This is a genomic window from Sphingobacterium psychroaquaticum, assembly GCF_900177625.1.
In the GTDB taxonomy this organism is placed as follows: domain Bacteria; phylum Bacteroidota; class Bacteroidia; order Sphingobacteriales; family Sphingobacteriaceae; genus Sphingobacterium; species Sphingobacterium psychroaquaticum.
In genome coordinates, this window is record NZ_FXAU01000001.1 from 780,488 (window position 1) to 802,112 (window position 21,625).

The window sequence follows — 21,625 nt, forward strand, 5'->3', positions numbered from 1 at the left end:
ATGCGTAGATTATCATACTTTATATGCTTGTCTCTCACCTTACTGGGGACCGGCATGACGACCACAAAGGCGCAATCCACAAATTTACGCGCTACGCTGGCGAGCAGTAAACTACACTATGCCGCACATCGGGGTGCACATCGGCAGTATCCAGAAAACTCACTGGCCGCAATTGAGGAAGCCATCGCACTTGGTGCAACGGTTGTAGAGGTGGATGTCCGAGCGACCAAAGATGGGGTCTTGGTTTTGATGCACGATAAGACCGTCGACCGTACAACCACCGGAAAAGGAAAGGTTTCCGATCTCACGTTTGCTGAACTTCAAAAATTACGTTTGCGTCAAACAGCGAATGGTGCTGCATCGGATCATAAAATTCCAACATTGGAAGAGGCTTTTGTACGAAGTAAGGGACGAATTATTATGGACCTTGATTTTAAGGAAGAAAGACGGGAGTTCGTGAAGCAAACTTATGATTTAATCGCTCAAGAAGGAATGGAAGACGGTGTCCTGTTTTTTATGTACGATTATAAAGATATGGGAGAGGCTTATGCGCTAAATCCTAAAATCACCTTGTTCCCACGCGCCCGGAGTGTGAAAGAGCTGAAGAAGATTATGCGATCGAAGATGACCTTTATTGCCCATATTGATGAATCCTTTCAGAAGAATGACAAGTTGATGGCGCTGCACAAAAAGGATTTTTATTTGTGGATCAATACCTTGGGGGAGGTTGATGAGCAAGCGCGTACCCAAGGCGCTGCGGCTTATCGTTCTTTTTTGGAGCAATACCCCTTTGTACAGGTTATCCAGACTGATAATCCCGAAATCTGGAAGACACTCTTAAAGCGATAGGGGCTTACAAACATTAAAATTGCCCCAACGACCTACGTGTAGTGGACGTTGGGGCAATTTCAATGGATTTTTTATATCTAATCTTCAACCTAAAGATTAGTTTAAGTTGATGGTAAACTCATCGTAATCTGCAGTGCGCCAGGCTTTATCCTGGGTGCTGCTCGATAATGCAAATAAGGGAGAAAACGTTTTTACACGAACAGTTTTTCCATCGGGAAGAAACTCTAAAATCCGAATCCAGCCGTCGCCACCACTGCCATACGTGCCACCCCCCAGGGCTTGTGCATTGAATGTCATTTGACTAACGTCTTTGCCTGCGCTATTCTTATCGATACGGAAACCTACGTGTTTTCTTGGATCATCAGGTGCCCCGATATGACCTGAAAAGACCATTTCAATATTTTTTGATGACTGCACCAGCTTTTCAAAAACAGCGGTTCCGTAATTTGCGTCCTGGAGGTCATATTTCGCCGTTTTGATATGCTCATTTTGATAATTAAGGTATGCATGTGTGAGCAGGACAACCTGATGATCTTGATACTTGGGCTCGTGGATCAATTGTTTGGCCCAGGTCAGGATAGTGTCACGGGGTGCAAATTCTAAAGACAAGAATAAAAAGGGTTTACCATGGGGAGATACCCATTGATAGGCCGCATTTTCGAGACTTGGATTTCCATATACATTCGGTGCTACTTCACGTAGTATTTTCTGATTTTCACGGTTCTTATCGGCGTAAAAATAGGTGGGAAAATGAGTCGTTTTAGGTTTATGTGTGTAACTGAAAATATTGTAGTCATGATTTCCTGTTGCGGTAATGTAAGGTAGCTTGCCATCAAGTTTGGTGAAGGCTTTAGCGGCCGCTTCCCATTGTTGTTTGCCGGTCTGATCCATCTTTCGAAAGTCGGGGTTTACAATATCATCATGTTCCACTAAATCTCCGGTACACAGCACTAATTTTATACGCAGCTTATCTTCGTTTTCAACGATCCAGTTCATCATTACATCTAAAATTGGTTGATTTCGTTGGAACTTAACGTAGTTCTGGATGTCAGGAAGCAGGACCATAGTCCATGATTCGGGATGAGATAATGCAGGGGGTTGGAACGTTGGTTTGTTCTGTGCATTCACCGTAAGGATGGATGTGAGAAACGAAAGCAACAGTACATTTAATTTGGATTTTGTTTTCATGGTGCAGGGTGTTTGGTTCCGTAATAAAGTAAGCGTGACCTCCATGGGTCACGCTTGAAAGGAAAAAAGGAATATCGAAGGCTTTAGTAGCCTGGGTTTTGTTTAAGATTCTTGTTGGCGTCCAATTCTTGCGCTGAAATTGGCCAATACTCATCTTTATTTTCTTTGTATACCACTTCTTGTGTTCCGAACGATTTTGTGGCGTTAGCATGGTTGTATACGGGATTTGCATGCTCATCGATGCGTGTCAACACATTCTTATCCCAGCTATTGGCAGCACGATTCAGGTAGATGTAACCGTTCATAACCTCTTTGGCAATTCCCCAACGGCGTAAATCGTACCATCTTAGACCATCATTCGCGAGCTCTACTTTGCGTTCGTAACGCAAAGCGGTGCGAAGCTGGTTTTGTGATAAACTAGCCGGTAGATCCGGCATCTTCGCACGTTTACGGATTTGGTTTATAGCATCATATACGGTATTGTCAATGCTGTTGTCCTCAATTTTAGCTTCCGCGTAGATTAATAAGAGCTCTGCATATCGGAATACGCCGACATTTAGGTCCGAAAAGCCACTGACCGAAGTAGTTGCAAAGTCTGTCAGATCCGTGTGCTTACGCCATAAATATCCACTAAAGGAACGGTACGCATTGGTTGCGTCTGCATTCGCTTGTAGTGTTGGAGATGGAGCGGTACCGTTGATTACCGGCCAGTAATTATTGACGCGAGAAAAAGAGGTGTGTGGTTCAAATTGAAATCCCATAAAGCGCGCATGGGGACGAACCGTGTACAGGTCTAAGCGGGGATCTCGGTTTTCAAAAGGTTTAGCCGCATTGTAGATGGATGACTCCGTGATGTAAGCGCCTTGAAGATCTTGGAAGGAGTCAATGAAATTTTGTGTTGGCCCCCAGTAGCAAACCCCTTTGCCCAGTCGGGAAGAAATATAATAAAGCTGGTTGTGGACATTGTCGCTGATGTTGCGATTGTATTCAACCACCCATATCCACTCTTTACTACTTTCAAATCCTTTATGCCCGAAAATGTTAGCAACCTCTGGTTCTCCTTTATCATGTGTTTGGTTGGCGAATGCAATACTGTTGTCAAATGGAGTGAGGCTATGGATGCCATTGGATAGTGTGATTGCTTTTTCCGCTGCGGTCGCCGCTACTTTATACTGTTTTCCGTACAGCGCTACACGCGCTTTTAACATATAAGCTGCAATGCTTGAAGCACGAGAAAATCGGACGCCTGCCTGTGATGTTGGTAAGTTATCTGCAATGGCCGTCATTTCATCAATAATAAAGTTTTCGACCTCTTTTTTAGCCGTTCGATGGGGAAGGGCATCCCCCAGTTTGAGCGCATTCTTGAGGAGAGGCACATCCCCATACAGTTCAATGAGCTGCGAGTAACAGTAAGCCCGGATAAACCGAAGTTCTGCATCTATTTTTTTATAATCCCCTTCAGCCATGGTGTGCTGGATTTCTGTTAACCGGTCCAATACGTCATGCACCCGTGCGATCGTTTTATAGTGTGCCGCCCAAGGCTTTGTGGCCAGCGCATTGTCCGTGGTAATCGAACTGGTAATGGGCGATGTATAGTTGTTCCCCGGTCTAGCGTAACCGATATCGGTGATGTTATCCATCACGTGCCAGATCGGTGTGCTCGATGCATCCAATAGGCTTAAGCCTTTATAGGCTCCCAACAGCCCCATTTCAGCCTCTTTTTTGTTGGAAGGAAAGGTTTCTGACGAAGGGCCATCCAACGGTAGTCGGTCTAAATCGCAAGACGCTAATAAAGCCGTACATACTAAGCTGATTCCTATGATTGATTTTGTTTTCTTGATCATTGTTTCTTAAAATTTAAAGTCCAAACCGAACGTGTATACCTTAACTTGTGGATAGAAGTTTCCAGAACCTAGGGTTACGCCATCTTGGGCGCCCGAGTTGTAGTTGATTTCTGGATCATACCCCTCGTAGAAGTTTGTTTTGGTAAAAAGATTTTGACCGTTGGCGTAGATAAAGATGCCCCCGATCTTCGTGTTGGCTAACCAGCTTTTTGGAATTTCGTAGCCCAGCTGTACGTTTTTCAAACGCAGATAAGAAGCACTACGCATCCAAAAATCAGAGTTTTGTGTATTGTTTGTAGAAGTAATCGAGACACGAGGAAGACTAGCATCCTTGTTGTCTTCAGACCAATAGTCCAATTGCCAAGGCTTAATGGCAGAGGAGTTGACTGCCGGGATAACATAATGCGAGTCCAGGTATCCATTCGCTTTCGCAACGCCCTGTAAAAAAGCATTAAAACGGATGCCTTTGTAGCCTAGATCTAAATTTATACCATAAGTATAGCGCGGGATAGTGCTGCCGATTATAATCTTATCCGCATCTGTAATCTTACCGTCCGGGATAGGATTTCCATTATTGTCAAATGCTCCAGCGATATCCTTGTATCGAATGTCTCCAGGTTTTAAGGTTCCAAATTGTGTAGGTCCATTTTTTATTTCCTCCTGCGATTGGTATAGACCATCAGAGACATATCCAAAAATGGAATTTATAGCGTATCCTTCTTGTTGTCTCAGCAAGGTGCCTGAAACCTGACCTTTCATGTCTACGATTTTATTACGCACATCGGATATATTGGCACCAATACCGACTTTGAAGTCGCCAAATTGATTGTCGTAGCGAACGGCTGCTTCCCAACCTTGGTTTTGCACTTTGGCGGCATTCTGGAATGGTGCATTTTTTCCGTAGAGCTCCGAAACATAAAGCTTCATCAAAATGCCGTCTGTTTGCTTTTTATACCAATCGAATGTAAAACTAAAGTGGTTAAACAAGGTCGCATCTAACCCCAAGCCAGACATCGTTGTTTCCTCCCAGAGTAATCCCGGATTCGCCATCGTGTTCAATGCAATCATTTGCAAGACACTGCCCCCCGACGATATACTTCCCAGGTTCAGGGTTTCGATATATGGCTGATAGGTGGTACCAATGTTTTGATTTCCTAACTTTCCCCAGGAACCACGTAACTTCAACTGATTGATCTGGTTTTTTACAGCGGCCATAAATGGTTCTTCTGATAGGCGCCAACCGGCCGAGAATGACGGAAATGAAGCCCACCGATTTGATTTGGCAAAGCGTGAACTTCCATCGTAACGCAAGTTCGCTTCAAATAAATAGCGTCCTTTATAGTCGTAGTTAAAACGGCCAAAAGTTGAGACCAGTAACCACTGGTATTGGTTTCCGCCGTTATTCTTTGTTTCTGTGTCAGCGCCGGCATTTAAGACTTCGTAGGTATCATACGTAAAATCACGACGGTACCCCATCAAGTACTTCTCGTCATATGACTCGCGTGATGTACCCACCATAGCACTGAAATTGTGATCCTTAATTGATTTCTGTGCAGTCGCCTGAAAGGAATAACTTCCGTTGAAATAACGGTATGCGGATTCCGTTAGTTCCGTAGAAGGAAGTGCTGTTCCGGCCTCGTTACCATCTTCGTAATACGTCATCACAGCTTTTGCAAAGTCGTGGATATTGCGCGTCCGGTACCGCGGGGCCGCCATTCCGGTTAAACTTAACCAGTCTGCAGGCTTATAGTTAATGGAAAGATTTCCAAGTAACTCTAAGTTGTTGACCGTTCGATTCCCTCCGTCTTCGATAAAAGCAACGGGATTGTTCTTAACCCAGCCCTCAGACCAAAGACCATTTGCAACGCGAATCGGGATGTTTGTAGGCATGCGTCCTAAGTAATTCCAGATCGTTCCTTCGTTTGCTATCTGAGATCGATTGCCGTTCACGGCCGAAAGATCAAAGCGGATATTCAGCTTTTCGTTCGGGTTTATATCCATGTTGTTTCTAAAGGTATAGCGCTTAAATCCCGTATTGTCAATCAGTCCATCCTGCGAAACATAGCCTAAAGATGGGGCAACACGAATTTTACCGGCGCCAGCGTTTAAGGAAACAAAGTGGTTATGCGTAAATCCAGAGCCGCTCAGAATGGCCTTTTGCCAATCGAAATTGTCAGGATCTTCGGAATAAAGCTTCTGAAATTCCTCGAAATCTTTCTCACTATATATAACCGATCCATTATCGTTCATATTGGCGTCATTGAATACCTTCATAAAGGTTGCGCCATCCGTCACCTTCGGGATGAACGTCGCATCTTGCCAACCTGTATAGCCGCGATAATTTAAGCCAAACTGATCTTTACCCCGTTTTGTTGTCACCAAAATTACACCATTAGCAGCGCGGGATCCGTAAATCGCGGCGGAGGCCGCATCTTTAAGGATGGAAATATTCTCAATCAAATTGGCATCTACATTATCTAGAGAACCCGCAACACCATCAATCATAACCAAAGGCTCCGAATCAGATCCTCCAAAAGAGTTGACGCCCCGAATACGAATCTGCCCTTGGTCTCCACCTGGTGCGCCAGATTGTGAGGTGACGGTTACACCTGGTGCAAGCCCTTGTAGTGCAGCCGAGGTAGAGATGACAGGTCTTCTTTCCAGTTGCTCCTTATTAATAGTGGATACAGCGCCAGTTAGGTTCACCTTTTTCTGTGTACCATATCCGACCACCACCACTTCATCCAAGTTTGTCAGATCGGCCATTAAGGTAACATTGATGATTTGTTGGTTGTCAATCGTTCGTTCTGTAGCTGTAAATCCTACATTGACGAAAGTCAGGACATTGCCCGGAAGAGCTTGAACTCGATATTCCCCGCTAGAGCTCGTTTGGGTCAAGGCATTTAGTTGTCCCTTGATACTGATGGTTACACCTTCAATAGGCTTTCCATCTTGATCGGTTACTTTCCCGCTAATAGTCTTTTGTTGTGCCCATAAGATGCCCATGGGAAGCAAGCACAACAAAAAAATGAGATGTAATTGTTTTTTCATTCTTATGTGTATTAATAATTAATAGGTTTTTCTGTAGATGTATTAAAAACTTATTTAATGCTCTTACAATATCTTTAAAACTGTTTCGAAAGTAGGTGTATAATGTTAAACTAATATTAATGTTGTGTTTTGAAATTGTTATAATCGGCTATTTTGGCTTAATTATATTATTTTTTATTCAAAAACAACAATGGTCTCTTTGGTTTTAAAACATTTCGAAAATAAAAAAAAGATTTTTAAACCAGAAATTTAAAAATCTTTTTTCAAAAAAAATGTAGGAAAGGGGAGTTAGGCAATGATGATTTTAATGCCTAGGTCTTCGATATTTTTGACGATACTTGGGGATACCTTATTGTCTGTGATGATATAATCTACGTCGATAAGTTCGCAGATTTTGCCGAGACCTCTTTTGCCAAATTTACTGCTATCGGCCAGGATCGCAACCTTTTGGGATGTTTCGATCATTTTTTGATTGAGGGCAGCTTCGGGTAAGTTGCTGATCGAGATGCCGAACTCCAGGTCTATGCCGTCTGCACCGAGAAATAAGATCCCGCAGCTTATCTCGTCGAGAATCCGCATGCTATATTGTCCTGCAACAGAAGAGGAGTTAGATCGGATTAAGCCGCCCAGCTGTAAAACATCGATATTAGGCTTCCCGCTCAGTTCTAGGCTTACTTTTAGGGCCGGTGTGATTACGGTCATTACATGCGAAGCTTCTATGTTTTTGGCTAAGGTAAAGACAGTCGTGCCTGATCCAATCATAATGGAGTCGTTGTCTTTGATTAGGCTTAACGCTGCTTGCGCTATCCGTTGCTTCTCATCGCTATTGATGGATTCTTTGACCAAGATTGGGCGATCAATAGCGTAAGGATTGGAAGTTGATGCACCTCCTTTAATTCTGAAGAGTAAGTTTTTTTCCTCTAATACTTTAAGGTCTTTTCGGATGGTTACACTCGATACTTTCATGGTTTCGCAGAGCCAGTCGATGGTTACCTTTCCTTTTTCCTTTAAGTGTTTTAGAATGAATTCGTGTCTGTCCGTGATATTCATCATAATTCAACAAATAAGTTAATGCAGTACAAATATACTTAGCTTTTTTCTTTTCGACTATTATTTTTTTTTATTTAAAAATGTTTCTTTTTGTATTCTTTTATTTTTACATTTGACATGTTACTTAAAAAACAATAACCAAATCTACCTTATGTCGAAGTTTACCTTGTCGATTCCTGCCCATAAAAGAAGATGGTACATCATATTCGTTATTTTTCTGGCCATTGTTTTCAATTACTACGATCGCCAGATTGTTTCCATCCTAAAACCGATGTTGAAAGCCGAGTTTAATTTGGGTGATGATGGTTATGCGCTGGTGTTAAATGTATTTACTGTTTTTTACGCGTTGATGTATCCGGTTTCTGGTTGGTTGGTGGATAAGTTTGGAGAACGTAAGGTAATGCTGGTCGGTATTTTGGGGTGGTCGGTGGCTTGTCTGGGTGGTGGAATGTCGCGCACTTTTGGTTCCTTTCTGTTTTTTCGCGGGATGCTTGGTGCTGCAGAACCGACTAATTTTCCAGCCCAGCTAAAAGTGGTTACCGTATGGTTTTCTGGAAAATTGAGAGCGACGGCAAACAGCCTTTGTATTGCAGGTAGTTCGATCGGTGCGATTATAGCACCTCCACTGGTCGCGTGGCTCGCTATGCGCTATAATTTCCATACCGTATTTATTGTGGCTGGTGTCGTTGGGCTAATCATCGCACTGCTGTGGTTTTTGATCTATGTTGAACCACCTGCAGAGATTCGTGAAGAGGTGGCAGGGGATGCCAATAAGGGGACTGTGGAGCAGGGTTTTACATGGGGGCAATTATGGAAGACTAAAACATTATGGGGGATATTATTAATTCGCTTTGTGAGTGATCCGGTATGGTACTTCTGTCTGTTTTGGTTGCCCGGTTATTTACAAGAAGAGAGCGGGTTGACACTAGCACAGATCGGTATGTTTGGCTGGATTCCTTTCTTGGTCGCCGATATCGGAGCAATTGGAACTTCCGCCTGGTCCGATAAAATGGTAAGGAAGGGAAAAGAACCACTATTGGCGCGTAAGATTATGTTGAGTTGTGTGGCGGTGTTGGCTCCCTTATGCTGCTTGACGGCTTATGTGTCTGACCCGTATTTAACCATTGTAATTTTCGCTCTGGTTGCTGTGGCTTGCTTAAGTTGGTTGTTTACTGTTTCGGTGGTGATAGCCGAAGCTTTTCCCGTGAAGAATGTAGCTTCTGTCTTGGGAATTGCAGGTGGTTTTGGGGCGTTGGGGGCTATTTTGTTCAACTATTTTGTGGGACAGATGATGGGGTCGCTGGGCGCGGGAACGATATTTATCGTGATGGCTTTTATGCACCCCATTGCGGTATTCATCCTGTGGACAATGGTGAAAAAGGAAAAGCCGTCTCTGGAAGTCGTAAATACAGATAATTAAAGTAAAATATTGTAAAGTTATATTGTTATGGGAGAAGTTAAAACTATCTTGGAGCCCGCAAAAGAGACTCCAGTTCGTTTAGAGGTAGATGTTTTAGTTGTTGGTGGAGGGCCGGCGGGTATCATTGCCGCACAGGCTGCCGCTGCTGACGGACTACAAGTTGCCTTAATTGATAATCGCAGTTTTGTTGGCGGAAACATGACTATTGGTCTTCCAATCTTAGGCTTTCTTGGTCAAAAGGGGAATCAGATCATCAAAGGGTTGCCCCAAAAATTTATTGATCGATTGAAAGCGGTCGATGCCGCTTCGGAACATAGACTGTGCCCCTTACATATGAGTTTAACACTGGTCGAGCCTGAAGCGGTAAAAAATGTGGGCCTTCAAGTACTCGAGGAAGCGGGGGTAAAGGTGTTGCTATATGTCTTTTCCGCAGGCGTCGTTATGGAAGGGGATACCTTGAAAGGTGTTATCATAGAGAGCAAATCGGGACGTGAGGTCATTTTGGCAAAAACCATTATTGACTGTACGGGAGATGCTGATGTTGCATTTCGCGCCGGTGTGGCTTGTGAACAAGGGAATGAAGTGGGGGGCGCACAACCGCCAACGTTAATGTTCTGTATGGCCGGAGTGGATACCGATAAGCTGCGGATGTCTATTGCGGAAGAGCCGCGTACCTATCTGACAGATTTTATCCCGGCAGAATATTTTGGACAGAACCATCAATTTATCGTGGTCGGTCTCCGCAGTGTAATGGAGAAGGCACGTGCCGCGGGATACCATTTACCGGTGGAGCGAACGATTTTAATTACAGGCCTTCGTGAAGGGGAAGTGTGGGTCAATATGTCCCGGATAAATGGAGTCGATGGTACGGATCCAGAAAGTTTAACATTTGGTGAGATTGAAGGGCGTAAGCAAGTCGAAGAAATTCAACGCTATCTTCAAGCGTTTGTGCCGGGATTCGAAAACTCCCATTTCACCAAGATGGCTCCTTTCTTGGGAATTCGAGAAACGCGTCGTATTGTTGGGAACTATGTGATGACGGCCGATGATATTTTAAGTTGCCGTCGATTTGATGATGCGGTGGCGGTTGCGAGTTATCCGCTAGATATTCACCACCCGGAGGGCGGGGGCTGTACACTTACCTGGTGCGGCGATAGTTATGATATTCCATACCGCTCCTTAGTCCCACAGAAAATAAAGAATCTTCTGGTTGCTGGTCGTTCGATTTCTACGACACACGAAGCCATGTCGGCTATTCGGGTCATGGCACCTTGTATGGCTATGGGAGAAGCAGCAGGACATGCTGCGCGATTAGCCGTCCGTAACGGGGTGACGCCAGCTGAGGTAGATGTCGCCACACTGCGGACCGTGTTACTGAAATCTGGGGCGTATCTAGGCGAAGACCTAATAGAAACTGTTTAATCAAGTTGCCATGAAAAAAAACGTTACCTCAAACCGTCGTACATTTCTAAAGAAAGTAGGAATACTTGGAGCCCTACCTTTCTTGGGGGGACTGGAAGTGCAAGCCTTCTCTAGTGGAGCGAAATCAAGTGTACTGAACGTTATGACTTGTAATATCCGTGTCGACTTGGAAGAAGATGCCGCGAAAGGTTTAGGATGGAAACATCGTCGCGAGGCTTGTGTCGCTGTTATCAAAAAACAAGGAGCCGATTTGATTGGCTTTCAAGAAGTATTGCGGGGGCAGTTCCTCGACTTGAAGGAGCAGCTGCCCGATTATTTCGCCTTTGGGTTTGATGGACCAGAGATGGATGCATTTAAGGAAGGGTATCACGGTATCGCTAAAAATCCAATCTTCTTCTCTAAAAAGAGATTTGAACTGCTGACGGCCGGTGGGTACTGGCTTTCGGATACACCGTTAAAGGCTGGTAGTTTATCCTGGGGATCAGCCCGTGCCCGCAATGCTTGTTGGGTACGACTTTGGGATCGGGTGGCGCAGCGTGAAATCCGGCTGGTGAACCTGCACCTGGATCATGTGAGTCAAGAGGCTAAAGAACAACAAATAAAGGTGGTCTTGGATGAGTCTGCTCCATATCAGGCTGATTTCATTCAGATTATGACAGGTGACTTTAATGTTGACATGAACAATAAAGTATATCAGGACGTGTTGCAAGCGGGATGGTTAGACTCGTATGTGCAGGCTAAAGGAAATGAAAAACCGGAAGGAACAACACATGGCTTTAAGCCCAACGATCCGGCCGTGCAGAAGCGGTCAAAGAAAATAGACTTCATTTTTGTTCGTGGTCCTATCAACGGGGAGGATGCGACCATTGTCAAAGATGCCTATAAGGGTGTATGGCCTAGCGATCACTATTTTGTGCGTACGCAACTTCGATATACGACTTAATATGATATAAAAGAACCAAGAAATAAATCAATCTAAACTTAAATAATGTAAATGACACAGAATAACACAATGGATAGGCTGGGTATTCCTGGCCATCTCAAATGGGGGTATCTCGGTATTCTCTTCTTTATGATGGGGGATGGTGTGGAGCAGGGCTGGTTAAGTCCTTACTTGATTGAGCACGGTATGCATATGGGGCAGTCGGCGACCCTTTTTACAGTATACGGTATAACCATTGCTATTTCGTCTTGGTTTTCGGGCGTTCTGGCTGAGAATTACGGACCACGAAAAGCTATGGCCATGGGGTTGCTGCTTTATCTTATTGGTACAGTTGGTTTTGTGTCGTTGGGGATGGCCAAGCTAAATTTTAACAACATGTTGCTGTTTTATGCGATCCGTGGGTTTGGCTATCCGCTGTTTGCGTATTCGTTTATGGTTTGGATCAATTACCGAACATCACAGGATATGTTAGGCAGGGCCGTAGGTTGGTTTTGGTTTGTATTCACGGGAGGGTTGAATGTTCTGGGGGCGTATTACTCCAGTTGGGCACTCGAGCGTATGGGCTATGAGAATACATTATGGTCTTCTATTTTATGGGTTTTGATCGGGGCTTTTTTTGCTTTAGTACTCAATAAAGATAAGTTCCAAACAAAAATTTCAAGCAAGGAAGATAAACGTAAGGAGCTGCTGCACGGTTTAACTATTGTGCGACAGGAACCGAAAGTTCTTCTTGGAGGTATTGTTCGGGTGATCAACACGACAGCGCAATTCGCCTTTCCTGTATTCCTGCCCATATATATGGCTGAGCATGGTTTTAGCACCAAAGAATGGTTACAGATATGGGGAACGATCTTTACAAGTAATATCGTGTTTAACCTGATTTTTGGATTTGTAGGCGATCGCTTGGGGTGGCAACGTACCATTATGTGGTTCGGTGGCGTCGGTTGTGCGATAACAACGGTCGGGTTCTACTATGCACCCATTTGGTTTGAAGGTTCTTATTGGGCCGTCATGATTGCTGGTGTCGCTTGGGGAGCCCTTTTGGCAGGGTACGTCCCATTATCCGCATTGGTGCCTTCCTTGGTCAAAGAGCATAAAGGTGCGGCCATGGCCATTTTAAACCTGGGTGCCGGGCTACCGGTTTTCGTGGGGCCAGCCTTAGTCGGTTTACTCATTGGAACCATAGGAAGTGAGGGCGTTGTCTGGGTTTTGGCAGGCCTATACCTGCTCTCCGCCATCCTAACCAAATTTATTACGCTTCCGGCACCTGTGCTGGAAGCACAACCGCGTGTAGAAACAGTAGATTAAAGATTAATATTAGAATTAGAATAACCTTATGAAAGTATTGTTAACAGCGCCATATGAAAATGAAAAAGCGCTAAATGAGTTAAAGGGTCTCTTTGATGAAGTCATCTATCGTTCATGGAAGCCACAAGGGCGAGCCTATAACCCAGATGAATTAACGACACTATTGAAAGAAACGGGGGCTGACGCCTTGATTTCTGAGCACGATGAGATTACAGCCGATGTTCTATATGCAAATCCACATTTAAAATTTGTAGGCATTTGCCGCGGTACGCCATCGAACATTGACCTGGCAGTTGCAACAGAATTGGGAATACCGGTATTCAATACACCAGCAAGAAACGCACAGGCTGTAGCCGAAATGTTTATAGCCAATGTCGTAACCTTACTTCGCAACACGATACCGGCGGTAAACTGGTTAGCCGGTAAAAACTGGGGGGTGGGTGCACACACGTCTTATTTGCAGTTCAAGGGAAATGAATTGGCCGGCAAAAAGGTCGGTATGGTAGGCTTTGGAGCGGTGGGCCAACATATAGCGCGGATGCTCGTTAGTTTTCCTTGCGAGATCTATTACTTTGACCCTTACTATACGGCTCCTGAGCAAGACTTTAAAAAGGTCGAACTGGAAGAACTCTTTGCTACCTGTGATGTCGTGGGGATCCACCTCCCGGTAACGCCAGAAACACAAGGCATGATCGATCATCGCTATCTTTCACTGTTGCATCAAGATGCTATATTTGTCAATACGGCACGTGCCTCGGTGGTCAATAGAAATGACTTGCTCGCAAGCATTGAACAGGGAAAAATTCGGGGTGCTGTGCTGGATGTTTTTTATAACGAACCACCGGATGAAGTCGATTATAAAATGATTTTGAATAAAAATGTGCTGGCCACACCGCATATTGCGGGAGCAACCCATGAGGTGGAAGACCATCATGCTTTTATTATGAACAACAACTTACGTGAGTTTTTTCACAACGGCAATAGGTCCATCAAGCAATTGGTTAACAAAACCGTATTGGATAAAACCCCAATAAACTAACTATGACAACAAAAAGAGAAGCCTATTTAATTGTTGATATTGGTACCGGAAACGCACGTGTGGCTGTTTGCACAGTAGATGGTGAGATTCTTGGAATAAAACGGGAGAATGTACAGTATGAATCCGATCACCGATACGAAGATTCTATTTATTTTGATCCCAATACATTGTGGAACCAGATTCTACGATTGGCACAACAAGCGTTAGTGGAGGCGGGCGATGTGCAGATAAAAGCGGTTACAGCAACGAGCCAAAGAGAAGGAATTGTGATTATCGATAAGGCCGGTAATTCATTATTAGGCATGCCGAATATCGATCATCGCGGTCGTAAATGGGAAAAGGATTTACAGGATAAAGATTTGGTATATAATTTATCGGGTCGTTATCCGACATCCTTGTTCTCTGCTTTTAAACTTGTTGGCGTGCGCGAGGTTTATCCCGAAATATTCGAAAAGATCGACTCCTTTATGAGTATCAGTGACTGGGTTCAGTTCCAGTTTTCGGGCGTGGTGGGATATGAACATTCGCAAGCTTCGGAGACGCTTTTGTATGACGTAGAAAAAAAGGTTTGGTCCGATGTCTTGTTAGCACAGTTCGGTCTTTCTGCTCCTATTTTACCCCCGTTGAAAGATGCATCCTCGATCCTAGGGACCATTACACCCGTTGTGGCTTCCACTTTATCGATCAATCCCGAAGCTGTCGTTGTGGTAGGAGGAGGGGACACACAGCTCGCGATTTGCAGTATGGTTCCTTCGGCCAATGATGTTGTTATCGTATCAGGAACAACAACACCGATTATCAAAATTGTTGATTCTTATGAAAAGGATGATGAACAACGTACCTGGACGAGTCGTCATATCGATGAGGGGAGCTTTATTTTGGAGGCTAATGCGGGCGTAACGGGTCTGAACTATCAACGTTTGAAGGAAATATTCTACCCGAATGAAGGATATGATGTGATCGAAAAAGAACTGGAGCTTGCCACCTACTCGCAGTGTGTGGCGTCATTGGGATCGCTTATTGCCGATGAGGAAGAGCCGCTGACCAAAGGAGGTTTTATATTTAATGCGCCAGTTTCCCATCAGTTAACGCGTGGCAGTTTCGTCTTTGCTATCCTTTGGGATATCGCCTGTAGTATCTATGAAAATTATAAGTTTTTGTGCGCCGTATCTCCGCATCACGAATCCTATATATGGGCATGTGGCGGCGGCGTTGAAAGCAGAAAGCTGCGTCAATTTATGGCCAATTTGTTCGGGAAGAGTATCAAGATTCGGGATACCTTCCGGCAAGCTTCCGTACTCGGTGGCGTTTTTGTATGTAATAGCGCCTTGGGGGTGAAGCAAGCACAGCCGCAACTGTTGGAGGAGGTGCACCCAGAAAATCATGAAGCCTTTGAGAAACTATACCAGGAATGGAAAAGTGCACGAAAAACCTTTAAACAAGTGGGAACCTAATGGAGAAGCGTTACTTTTTTGGTGTTGACGTTGGTACACAAGGCGCACGGATTGTTTTAGTTGATCAATTAGGCGAGTTGGTTGCGTCAGAAGCGCAAAAATTTGAGCTGTTGGATACATTTCGTCAAGAGCAATCTCCCCTGATATGGTGGACCAAAACTATGGAAATGCTCAGCTCATTAACCGCGGAGTTACCGACATGGGTCGATAAGAGCGATATTTGTGCTATTTCGGTGACCTCTACTTCGGGAACCATCATCCCCTTGGATAAACAGAATCGTCCTATTCACGATGCGTTGATGTATAGCGATCCACGATCTGCTGCACAAGGGGAACGGTGTCAGGAAATTGCGAAACGCTATGTAAAGCACGGCTATACTGGTTTTAATGCTTCAAGTGGTATCAGTAAGATGTGTTGGTTCGTGGATACTTTCCCGGAACGTGTCGATGATATAGCCCTTTGGATACATGCGTCGGATTATATAGTAGGTCAACTTTCTGGAAACTACCATACGACGGATTATACCAATGTCTTGAAATCGGGGTATGATTTGGAAACCCTTGAATGGCCTTCATTTGTGTGTGAGGAACTGGGGTTAAAACGAAGTTGGCTGCAGGATGTTGTGCCTTCAGGTACCGTTGTCGGTACGCTATTACCGCACTTGGCGACAGCTTTGGGGCTCGGTGAAATTGCCGTTGTGGTTGGCATGACCGATGGCTGTGCAACGCAGATGGCATCGGGAGCGGTAAAGCCAGGCGATTGGAATACCACCATCGGTACGACCCTCGTGATTAAAGGCGTGACCAAAAAAAATGTGATTGATCCATCGGGCACGGTATACAGTCACCGACATCCTGAAGGATATTGGATGCCTGGGGGGGCGAGTAATACAGGTGCTGATTGGATTACAATTGATTTTTCAGACGATTTAGAGTCTCTTACTATCGCTGCCGAAGCGCTGATTCCTACTGGAGAACTGGCTTGGCCGTTGCGTCAAGAAGGGGAACGATATCCCATTATGGCGCCACAAGCAAGAGGGTTTATGCCCGAAGGTATCAGCCGTGAGCTGCTTTTTGCGGCGAACCTCGAGGGAGTAGCTTTTATAGAAAGGCTCGCATACGAAATGATTGAAGCGCTATCTGGGGAACACGTGCGAGCCGTATATTCGGCCGGTGGAGGAAGCAATAGTGACGTTTGGCTGGCGATGCGTGCATCGATTTTGAATGTCCCAGTTTATAAATGTAAAGAGGCGAGTGGCGCTTTTGGAGCGGCCATAATGGCGGCATCTCATACGTATTACGATTCGTTGATTGCCGCAGCAGCAGCCATGACTACGATAGAAAAAGAAGTGCTTCCTAATCCACGTTTACAGCCTATGTATGCCCAGCAATATCAATGTTTCAAGAATAAACTAAAGGACTTAAATTATATATAAATGGTGACAATTTGTTTGCTTCGACATGGGGAGACGGCATACAATGCTGATGGAAATAAATACTGCGGGAGAACAGATATTCCCTTAAATGATAGCGGTCTACTACAGGCTGGTCGGATGAATAAGGTTTTGCAGGACTATCACTTTGATCACGTCTATTCCTCGCCTTTGCAACGTGCTGTACGCACAGCGGAAATAGCATCGGGGAGGCCGCAAGAAGTGACCTCGGACGCGCGTTTAATCGAGGTTGATTTTGGGCTGTGGGAAGGACAGCGTGCACACGATTTTATCCATGATGATCCGGAAGCCTGGGCCAATTGGTTGGCTGATCCTACGAACTTTCCCGCTGGACGTACCGGCGAACGGGGGCAGCAGGTGCTCGATCGGTTGGATAGTTTTTATACAGAATTAGTAGCGAAACACGATGGGCAAACTATTCTTGTGGTTGCACATAATGGGGTAAACAGGTTGTTTTTGGCGCATCAATTGGGGATGCCTTTAAAGAATTATCGTATGCTGGTGCAAGAGAACTCGGCCCTCACGTTGATAACATTAGATACACATAAAGGCTTTAATTTGTTAAAGCTAAATGCTTAATTTTCCACCTTTAATCAAGACCTAATGAAAAAACTATATGCGGGACTTTCTTTGCTGCTTTTGCTTACGCAGGGAGAAGCATCCTTTGCACAGAAGTTGCATAAACTAACATTCAAGAATGTGGACGAGATGTATGCTTATTTTAGGTATGCACCGGGTAAAAAGATTATTGCTGGGCACCGGGGAACTATCGAAGGACATATGCCGGAAAACTCAATCCCAGCAATGGAAGCCGTTCTGAAACACACGACTGCCATCTTTGAAATCGATCCCCGATTAACCAAAGACGGTGTGCCGGTTATGGTGCACGATGCGACTTTGGAGCGTACCACGACAGGAACCGGTAAAGTAGCGGACTATACCTGGAAAGAACTTCAAGCGCTCCAACTCAAGGATCATGAAGGGAATCCAACCAAATACAAGATTAATACCCTGGACGAGATGATCGTGTGGGCCAAAGGAAAAACCATTCTCAACCTGGATAAGAAAGATCTTCCCTTAGAAACGACAGCAGAAATTATCCGGAAACATAATGCATATGCCTGGGTATGGGTAACGGTGCATAATGTAGAGCAGGCTCGCTTTTATTTAGATAAAAATCCCAAGCAATACCTTTCTATGCATATCAAAACGGCTAAGGATCTCGAAGCTTTTAAGGCCTCTGGACTTCCATACGACCGGATGATTGTATACATCGGGCCTGAAATCAAAGAAGCCAACCAAGCGATGTACGATTTCTTTAAAGCGAAAGGCGTCCTGTGCATGATTTCGGCTGCACCCACATATGATAAATTAAGCAGCCCAGCGGAGCGTGCAGCTAAATATCGCGCTGTTTTTGCAGATGGCGCAACAGTTTTAGAGTCTGATCTCCCTATTGAGGTGAGCAAGGCTATTCGCTAATTCGACAAAAAACTCATTTAGTAAGTGGTCCTATCTGTTTAACGAAGCATGTAGGGCCACTTATTTTTTATGTTCCAACAAGAGCGAACCCCATTGGTTGAGCTCCCATAATACTTTCACTAACTGTTCACCGAGTGGGGTTAGTGTATACTCCACCCGAGGTGGAAGCTCATTGAAGGATTGTTTGGATAAGATACCATCCTGCTCAAGTTCTTTCAGTTGTTGGTTTAATACACGTCTATCTACTTTTGCAATGCCACGCAACATTTCGCTTGGTCGTTTTTCACCTTGATTAATACGCCACACGATTGGTACTTTCCATTTCCCACTGATGGCATTCACAGCAAATTCCAATGGACATATTTTTTCTTCTACTGTACGTTCTTTTGTTTCCATATAAAATTGACTTTTTTAACCCATAGGGATAAAATTATGCGGTATTGCTATTTTGAATTTACTTTCAAAACTTTGTAAAAATAAACAATGTAAAACGGAAAGCATAGTCATGGACCAAGTGAAGCGTAAAGGTGCACGAAGTAAAAACGATATCCCTGTGGATGTGATGGATCAACTGAACAGAGGCGAGATAGAAACAGCTAACTTGGTAGAATGGCTCGCCGTAGATCAACGGTTATTGTTGCACCATGTATTGGTAGCACATAACCGATCGACCTATGAGGAACCTATATTACAGGCAATTGATGCACTTAAAAAACAAACGGTCAATACAATAAATGAAACTATTGGCCTCACCTTGTTTCATGAGAGCCTGCGTAACAATGATGATCAATTCGTGGAAATATTAGCGCAGCATCCGGCTGATCTGGTGCGTTGCTGGGCTACTTATATGATAGGAAATGCTGCGATAAGCCTCCCAGAAATGTTGGCGCAGATTCGACCTTTTGCAGCTGATACGCACTTTGGAGTACGAGAGATCTGTTGGATGGCGGTTCGAAAACATATAACCTTTCATTTACAGGAGAGTATCAACGTGCTGGTCGACTGGACAACCAGTACGGATGCAAATGTCCGGAGGTTTGTCACCGAAGCGACACGTCCGAGAGGAGTTTGGTGCGCCCATATTGAAGTTTTAAAACAGGAGCCGGAATTGGCCTTGCCGCTGTTGGAACCGCTGCGGTCCGATGCATCTAAGTATGTACAGGATAGCGTCGGGAACTGGCTCAATGATGCCAGCAAAAGCCGGCCCGATTTTGTGCAATCGCTCTGCGCAAGATGGAAACGGGAAAGCGACACCAAGGAAACCAACTATATTATTAAGAAGGCGTTGCGAACCATTGGAACGACCTAAGGTATGGGGTGATTCCTGAATTGTAACATTAATGTTCGTAATAATTGTACAATTTGCTACCTTGGCTTGCGCTAACCAAGTTGAAGAATGCTTTTTAAACCATTATTAGAAGAGGATAAAGTACGAATTGCTCACTATCGGGAGGAGGAGGCTTTTAAGGCTTATTTTATGGCAAATTACAGGGCGCTGGAAAACTACGCCGCATCTTACCTTGGGGATGCGCATATGGCGCAAGATATTGTCTCGGAAGTTATGTGGCAGATCTGGCGCTTAGAAGGCGATCTCATGCGAATCAAATCTGTTGAACAGTATATTTTGCGCGCCATAAAAAATAAATGTTTAAATCAATTTAGGGTTAGACAATTGGTGTATACCGATCAAGATGAACTAAAAGATGAGTTAATCAATGACAGTAGTCCCGAACAAATTTTTATTACGAACGAAGACCTCAAGATCATCCATCAAGCCATTCTAAACTTACCCGAAAAAACAAGAGAAGCTTTTAAACTTGTCAAAGAGGAGCAATACTCGTATCGGCAGGCCGCCGAAATCATGAACATATCTGTAAATACGATAGATAAACATATTCAAAATGCCCTTCAGAGGCTCTTAAAAGCATTACGCAAAAAAAAGTAAAATTCTTATGGTGATTTTATGGTTTACCGGTGTCTTTGATATAGACACCACATATAAACCATGTATATCAACGATCAACAATTTGTAGCGCTACTCGGCAAGTTCCTGGACAAAAGCCTCACAACGGAGGAGGAGCACCTTTTGGAGCGTTGTGTGAATGAAGACCCCGAGAGGATGGTGTTGCTCCGATATATTCGTGAAAATCAAGCGGAAAGTTTAGAAGAAGCCGAAGAAATTTACAAGAAGTTCCGGCCACACGATCTGGATCATACTGCCGTTAAGCACCTTCCCCAAAGCCCATTCCGGATGTTTCGTGATAAGCGTGTTTTACGCATTGTGGTCTGTGTCATTTGTCTCTTGGCGGGGGTATGGATGTTTTTATTCATTCAAAAGACAAGATCTACCGATCATCAATGGGAGTATGTTCAGACCACAAAAGGTCAGCGAAAATTCTTTAAACTTATTGATGGCACTACGGTGTGGCTGAATAATGACAGCCAACTGAAGATAGGGAAGGGATATGGTAAGGAAAGTCGGAAGATGGAGCTGGTCGGCGAAGCATTTTTTTCTGTTGCGAAAAATAAGAGTTTACCCCTTTATATCAAAGCTAAAGAGAGTGAGATCCAAGTTTTAGGAACCATGTTTAACGTGCGTGCCTATGCGGATGATAAAGCGACAGTAACTTCACTTATTGAAGGTGTGGTGCGACTGCGTGTTCCTGGAAAGGGAGACAATGAAGAGTGTATCATGCAACCAGGCGACCGGGTCGCTGTGTCAACCGAAAATTTCAAGATGATAAAGACAACGTCCGAGGTATCCCCAGTAACCCGGGAGGAAAGGATAGAGCAGACAGTGAGCCCGATACAACAGGATATTGCAGAAATTATGTGGGTCAAAAATAAGCTTGTCTTTGATGGTGATTCCTTGGACGAGATGGCGAAAAAGCTTGGACGATGGTACGATAAAACAGTGATTGTAGAGGATCAGGGAAAAAGTAATCAGGTGTTTACCGGTAAGTTTGAAGGAGAAACTTATGTCCAAGTGTTGGATTTGCTAAAGCAGACGGGCGGGAAGTTAGATTATAGAATTGAGAAAGATACCATATATATAAAATAGCTGATTATGAATTAAAAAAGGAACCTAAAAAAAAGGTACATCTTAATAGATTAAGACATACCT

Annotated in this window: 18 protein-coding genes; 13 read left to right on the forward strand and 5 right to left on the reverse strand. The window is 44.3% G+C overall.

Annotation, left to right across the window (positions count from 1 at the left end; genetic code table 11):
- Entirely contained in the window at nt 1-849 is an 849-nt protein-coding gene (locus B9Y69_RS03025) for a glycerophosphodiester phosphodiesterase family protein (RefSeq protein ID WP_234991064.1), read from the forward strand.
- Nucleotides 850-945: 96 nt separating this feature from the next.
- Here B9Y69_RS03025 and B9Y69_RS03030 read toward each other — a convergent pair whose 3' ends face one another.
- The 4 genes from B9Y69_RS03030 to B9Y69_RS03045 all read right to left on the reverse strand — a co-directional run bounded on the left by B9Y69_RS03030 (nt 946) and on the right by B9Y69_RS03045 (nt 7,985).
- A complete protein-coding gene (locus B9Y69_RS03030; RefSeq protein WP_085471517.1) occupies nt 946-2,037 on the reverse strand; it encodes a metallophosphoesterase in 1,092 nt (363 codons plus the stop codon).
- An 83-nt stretch (nt 2,038-2,120) separates the two neighbouring features.
- A complete protein-coding gene (locus B9Y69_RS03035) occupies nt 2,121-3,881 on the reverse strand; it encodes a RagB/SusD family nutrient uptake outer membrane protein (RefSeq protein ID WP_085471518.1) in 1,761 nt (586 codons plus the stop codon).
- 6 nt (nt 3,882-3,887) lie between these two features.
- Complete coding sequence (locus B9Y69_RS03040) at nt 3,888-6,932, reverse strand: SusC/RagA family TonB-linked outer membrane protein (protein ID WP_085471519.1); 3,045 nt, start codon at nt 6,930-6,932, stop codon at nt 3,888-3,890.
- Nucleotides 6,933-7,220: 288 nt separating this feature from the next.
- On the reverse strand, nt 7,221-7,985 hold the full coding sequence (locus tag B9Y69_RS03045) for a DeoR/GlpR family DNA-binding transcription regulator (protein ID WP_200811736.1): 765 nt from the start codon (nt 7,983-7,985) through the stop codon (nt 7,221-7,223).
- A gap of 148 nt (nt 7,986-8,133) precedes the next feature.
- Between B9Y69_RS03045 and B9Y69_RS03050 the strand changes: the two genes are divergently transcribed.
- Genes B9Y69_RS03050 through B9Y69_RS03090 form a run of 9 tightly spaced genes read left to right on the forward strand, consistent with a single transcriptional unit; the run spans nt 8,134 to nt 18,501 of the window.
- Nucleotides 8,134-9,402 (forward strand): MFS transporter, encoded by a 1,269-nt coding sequence (locus B9Y69_RS03050; protein WP_085471981.1) that lies wholly within the window; start codon nt 8,134-8,136, stop codon nt 9,400-9,402.
- A gap of 27 nt (nt 9,403-9,429) precedes the next feature.
- Complete coding sequence (locus tag B9Y69_RS03055; RefSeq protein ID WP_085471520.1) at nt 9,430-10,824, forward strand: FAD-dependent oxidoreductase; 1,395 nt, start codon at nt 9,430-9,432, stop codon at nt 10,822-10,824.
- A gap of 10 nt (nt 10,825-10,834) precedes the next feature.
- A complete protein-coding gene (locus tag B9Y69_RS03060; protein ID WP_085471521.1) occupies nt 10,835-11,767 on the forward strand; it encodes an endonuclease/exonuclease/phosphatase family protein in 933 nt (310 codons plus the stop codon).
- A gap of 51 nt (nt 11,768-11,818) precedes the next feature.
- Nucleotides 11,819-13,075: an MFS transporter gene (locus B9Y69_RS03065; RefSeq protein ID WP_085471522.1), complete on the forward strand. Its 1,257-nt coding sequence runs from the start codon at nt 11,819-11,821 to the stop codon at nt 13,073-13,075.
- 28 nt (nt 13,076-13,103) lie between these two features.
- On the forward strand, nt 13,104-14,114 hold the full coding sequence (locus B9Y69_RS03070) for an NAD(P)-dependent oxidoreductase (protein ID WP_085471523.1): 1,011 nt from the start codon (nt 13,104-13,106) through the stop codon (nt 14,112-14,114).
- 2 nt (nt 14,115-14,116) lie between these two features.
- Nucleotides 14,117-15,568, forward strand: a complete 1,452-nt coding sequence (locus tag B9Y69_RS03075; RefSeq protein WP_085471524.1) for an FGGY-family carbohydrate kinase — start codon at nt 14,117-14,119, stop codon at nt 15,566-15,568.
- A complete protein-coding gene (locus B9Y69_RS03080) occupies nt 15,568-17,004 on the forward strand; it encodes an FGGY-family carbohydrate kinase (RefSeq protein WP_085471525.1) in 1,437 nt (478 codons plus the stop codon). The genes B9Y69_RS03075 and B9Y69_RS03080 overlap by 1 nt, the downstream gene beginning before the upstream one ends.
- Nucleotides 17,005-17,601 carry a histidine phosphatase family protein gene (locus B9Y69_RS03085; RefSeq protein WP_085471526.1) on the forward strand — a complete coding sequence of 199 codons (597 nt, stop codon included), beginning with the start codon at nt 17,005-17,007 and terminating at the stop codon, nt 17,599-17,601.
- A 24-nt stretch (nt 17,602-17,625) separates the two neighbouring features.
- Nucleotides 17,626-18,501 (forward strand): glycerophosphodiester phosphodiesterase family protein, encoded by an 876-nt coding sequence (locus B9Y69_RS03090; protein ID WP_085471527.1) that lies wholly within the window; start codon nt 17,626-17,628, stop codon nt 18,499-18,501.
- A 60-nt stretch (nt 18,502-18,561) separates the two neighbouring features.
- Here B9Y69_RS03090 and B9Y69_RS03095 read toward each other — a convergent pair whose 3' ends face one another.
- The gene (locus B9Y69_RS03095) at nt 18,562-18,897 is read right to left on the reverse strand and encodes a winged helix-turn-helix transcriptional regulator (protein WP_085471528.1); all 336 of its coding nucleotides are present in this window, start codon (nt 18,895-18,897) and stop codon (nt 18,562-18,564) included.
- 109 nt (nt 18,898-19,006) lie between these two features.
- On the opposite strand from B9Y69_RS03095, the gene B9Y69_RS03100 reads away from it, so the two are divergent.
- From B9Y69_RS03100 to B9Y69_RS03110, 3 genes are all read left to right on the forward strand, one after another.
- A complete protein-coding gene (locus tag B9Y69_RS03100) occupies nt 19,007-19,810 on the forward strand; it encodes a DNA alkylation repair protein (RefSeq protein WP_085471529.1) in 804 nt (267 codons plus the stop codon).
- 87 nt (nt 19,811-19,897) lie between these two features.
- The gene (locus B9Y69_RS03105; RefSeq protein WP_085471530.1) at nt 19,898-20,446 is read left to right on the forward strand and encodes a sigma-70 family RNA polymerase sigma factor; all 549 of its coding nucleotides are present in this window, start codon (nt 19,898-19,900) and stop codon (nt 20,444-20,446) included.
- A 60-nt stretch (nt 20,447-20,506) separates the two neighbouring features.
- The gene (locus B9Y69_RS03110) at nt 20,507-21,562 is read left to right on the forward strand and encodes a FecR family protein (RefSeq protein WP_085471531.1); all 1,056 of its coding nucleotides are present in this window, start codon (nt 20,507-20,509) and stop codon (nt 21,560-21,562) included.
- Nucleotides 21,563-21,625 lie beyond the last annotated feature (63 nt).

What these genes read in the sequence shown, in the direction of transcription:
- B9Y69_RS03025 (WP_234991064.1), top strand. Translation starts at nt 1, where the DNA reads ATGCGTAGATTATCATACTTTATATGCTTGTCTCTCACCTTACTGGGG.
- B9Y69_RS03030 (WP_085471517.1), bottom strand. Translation starts at nt 2,037, where the DNA reads ATGAAAACAAAATCCAAATTAAATGTACTGTTGCTTTCGTTTCTCACA.
- B9Y69_RS03035 (WP_085471518.1), bottom strand. Translation starts at nt 3,881, where the DNA reads ATGATCAAGAAAACAAAATCAATCATAGGAATCAGCTTAGTATGTACG.
- B9Y69_RS03040 (WP_085471519.1), bottom strand. Translation starts at nt 6,932, where the DNA reads ATGAAAAAACAATTACATCTCATTTTTTTGTTGTGCTTGCTTCCCATG.
- B9Y69_RS03045 (WP_200811736.1), bottom strand. Translation starts at nt 7,985, where the DNA reads ATGATGAATATCACGGACAGACACGAATTCATTCTAAAACACTTAAAG.
- B9Y69_RS03050 (WP_085471981.1), top strand. Translation starts at nt 8,134, where the DNA reads ATGTCGAAGTTTACCTTGTCGATTCCTGCCCATAAAAGAAGATGGTAC.
- B9Y69_RS03055 (WP_085471520.1), top strand. Translation starts at nt 9,430, where the DNA reads ATGGGAGAAGTTAAAACTATCTTGGAGCCCGCAAAAGAGACTCCAGTT.
- B9Y69_RS03060 (WP_085471521.1), top strand. Translation starts at nt 10,835, where the DNA reads ATGAAAAAAAACGTTACCTCAAACCGTCGTACATTTCTAAAGAAAGTA.
- B9Y69_RS03065 (WP_085471522.1), top strand. Translation starts at nt 11,819, where the DNA reads ATGACACAGAATAACACAATGGATAGGCTGGGTATTCCTGGCCATCTC.
- B9Y69_RS03070 (WP_085471523.1), top strand. Translation starts at nt 13,104, where the DNA reads ATGAAAGTATTGTTAACAGCGCCATATGAAAATGAAAAAGCGCTAAAT.
- B9Y69_RS03075 (WP_085471524.1), top strand. Translation starts at nt 14,117, where the DNA reads ATGACAACAAAAAGAGAAGCCTATTTAATTGTTGATATTGGTACCGGA.
- B9Y69_RS03080 (WP_085471525.1), top strand. Translation starts at nt 15,568, where the DNA reads ATGGAGAAGCGTTACTTTTTTGGTGTTGACGTTGGTACACAAGGCGCA.
- B9Y69_RS03085 (WP_085471526.1), top strand. Translation starts at nt 17,005, where the DNA reads ATGGTGACAATTTGTTTGCTTCGACATGGGGAGACGGCATACAATGCT.
- B9Y69_RS03090 (WP_085471527.1), top strand. Translation starts at nt 17,626, where the DNA reads ATGAAAAAACTATATGCGGGACTTTCTTTGCTGCTTTTGCTTACGCAG.
- B9Y69_RS03095 (WP_085471528.1), bottom strand. Translation starts at nt 18,897, where the DNA reads ATGGAAACAAAAGAACGTACAGTAGAAGAAAAAATATGTCCATTGGAA.
- B9Y69_RS03100 (WP_085471529.1), top strand. Translation starts at nt 19,007, where the DNA reads ATGGACCAAGTGAAGCGTAAAGGTGCACGAAGTAAAAACGATATCCCT.
- B9Y69_RS03105 (WP_085471530.1), top strand. Translation starts at nt 19,898, where the DNA reads ATGCTTTTTAAACCATTATTAGAAGAGGATAAAGTACGAATTGCTCAC.
- B9Y69_RS03110 (WP_085471531.1), top strand. Translation starts at nt 20,507, where the DNA reads ATGTATATCAACGATCAACAATTTGTAGCGCTACTCGGCAAGTTCCTG.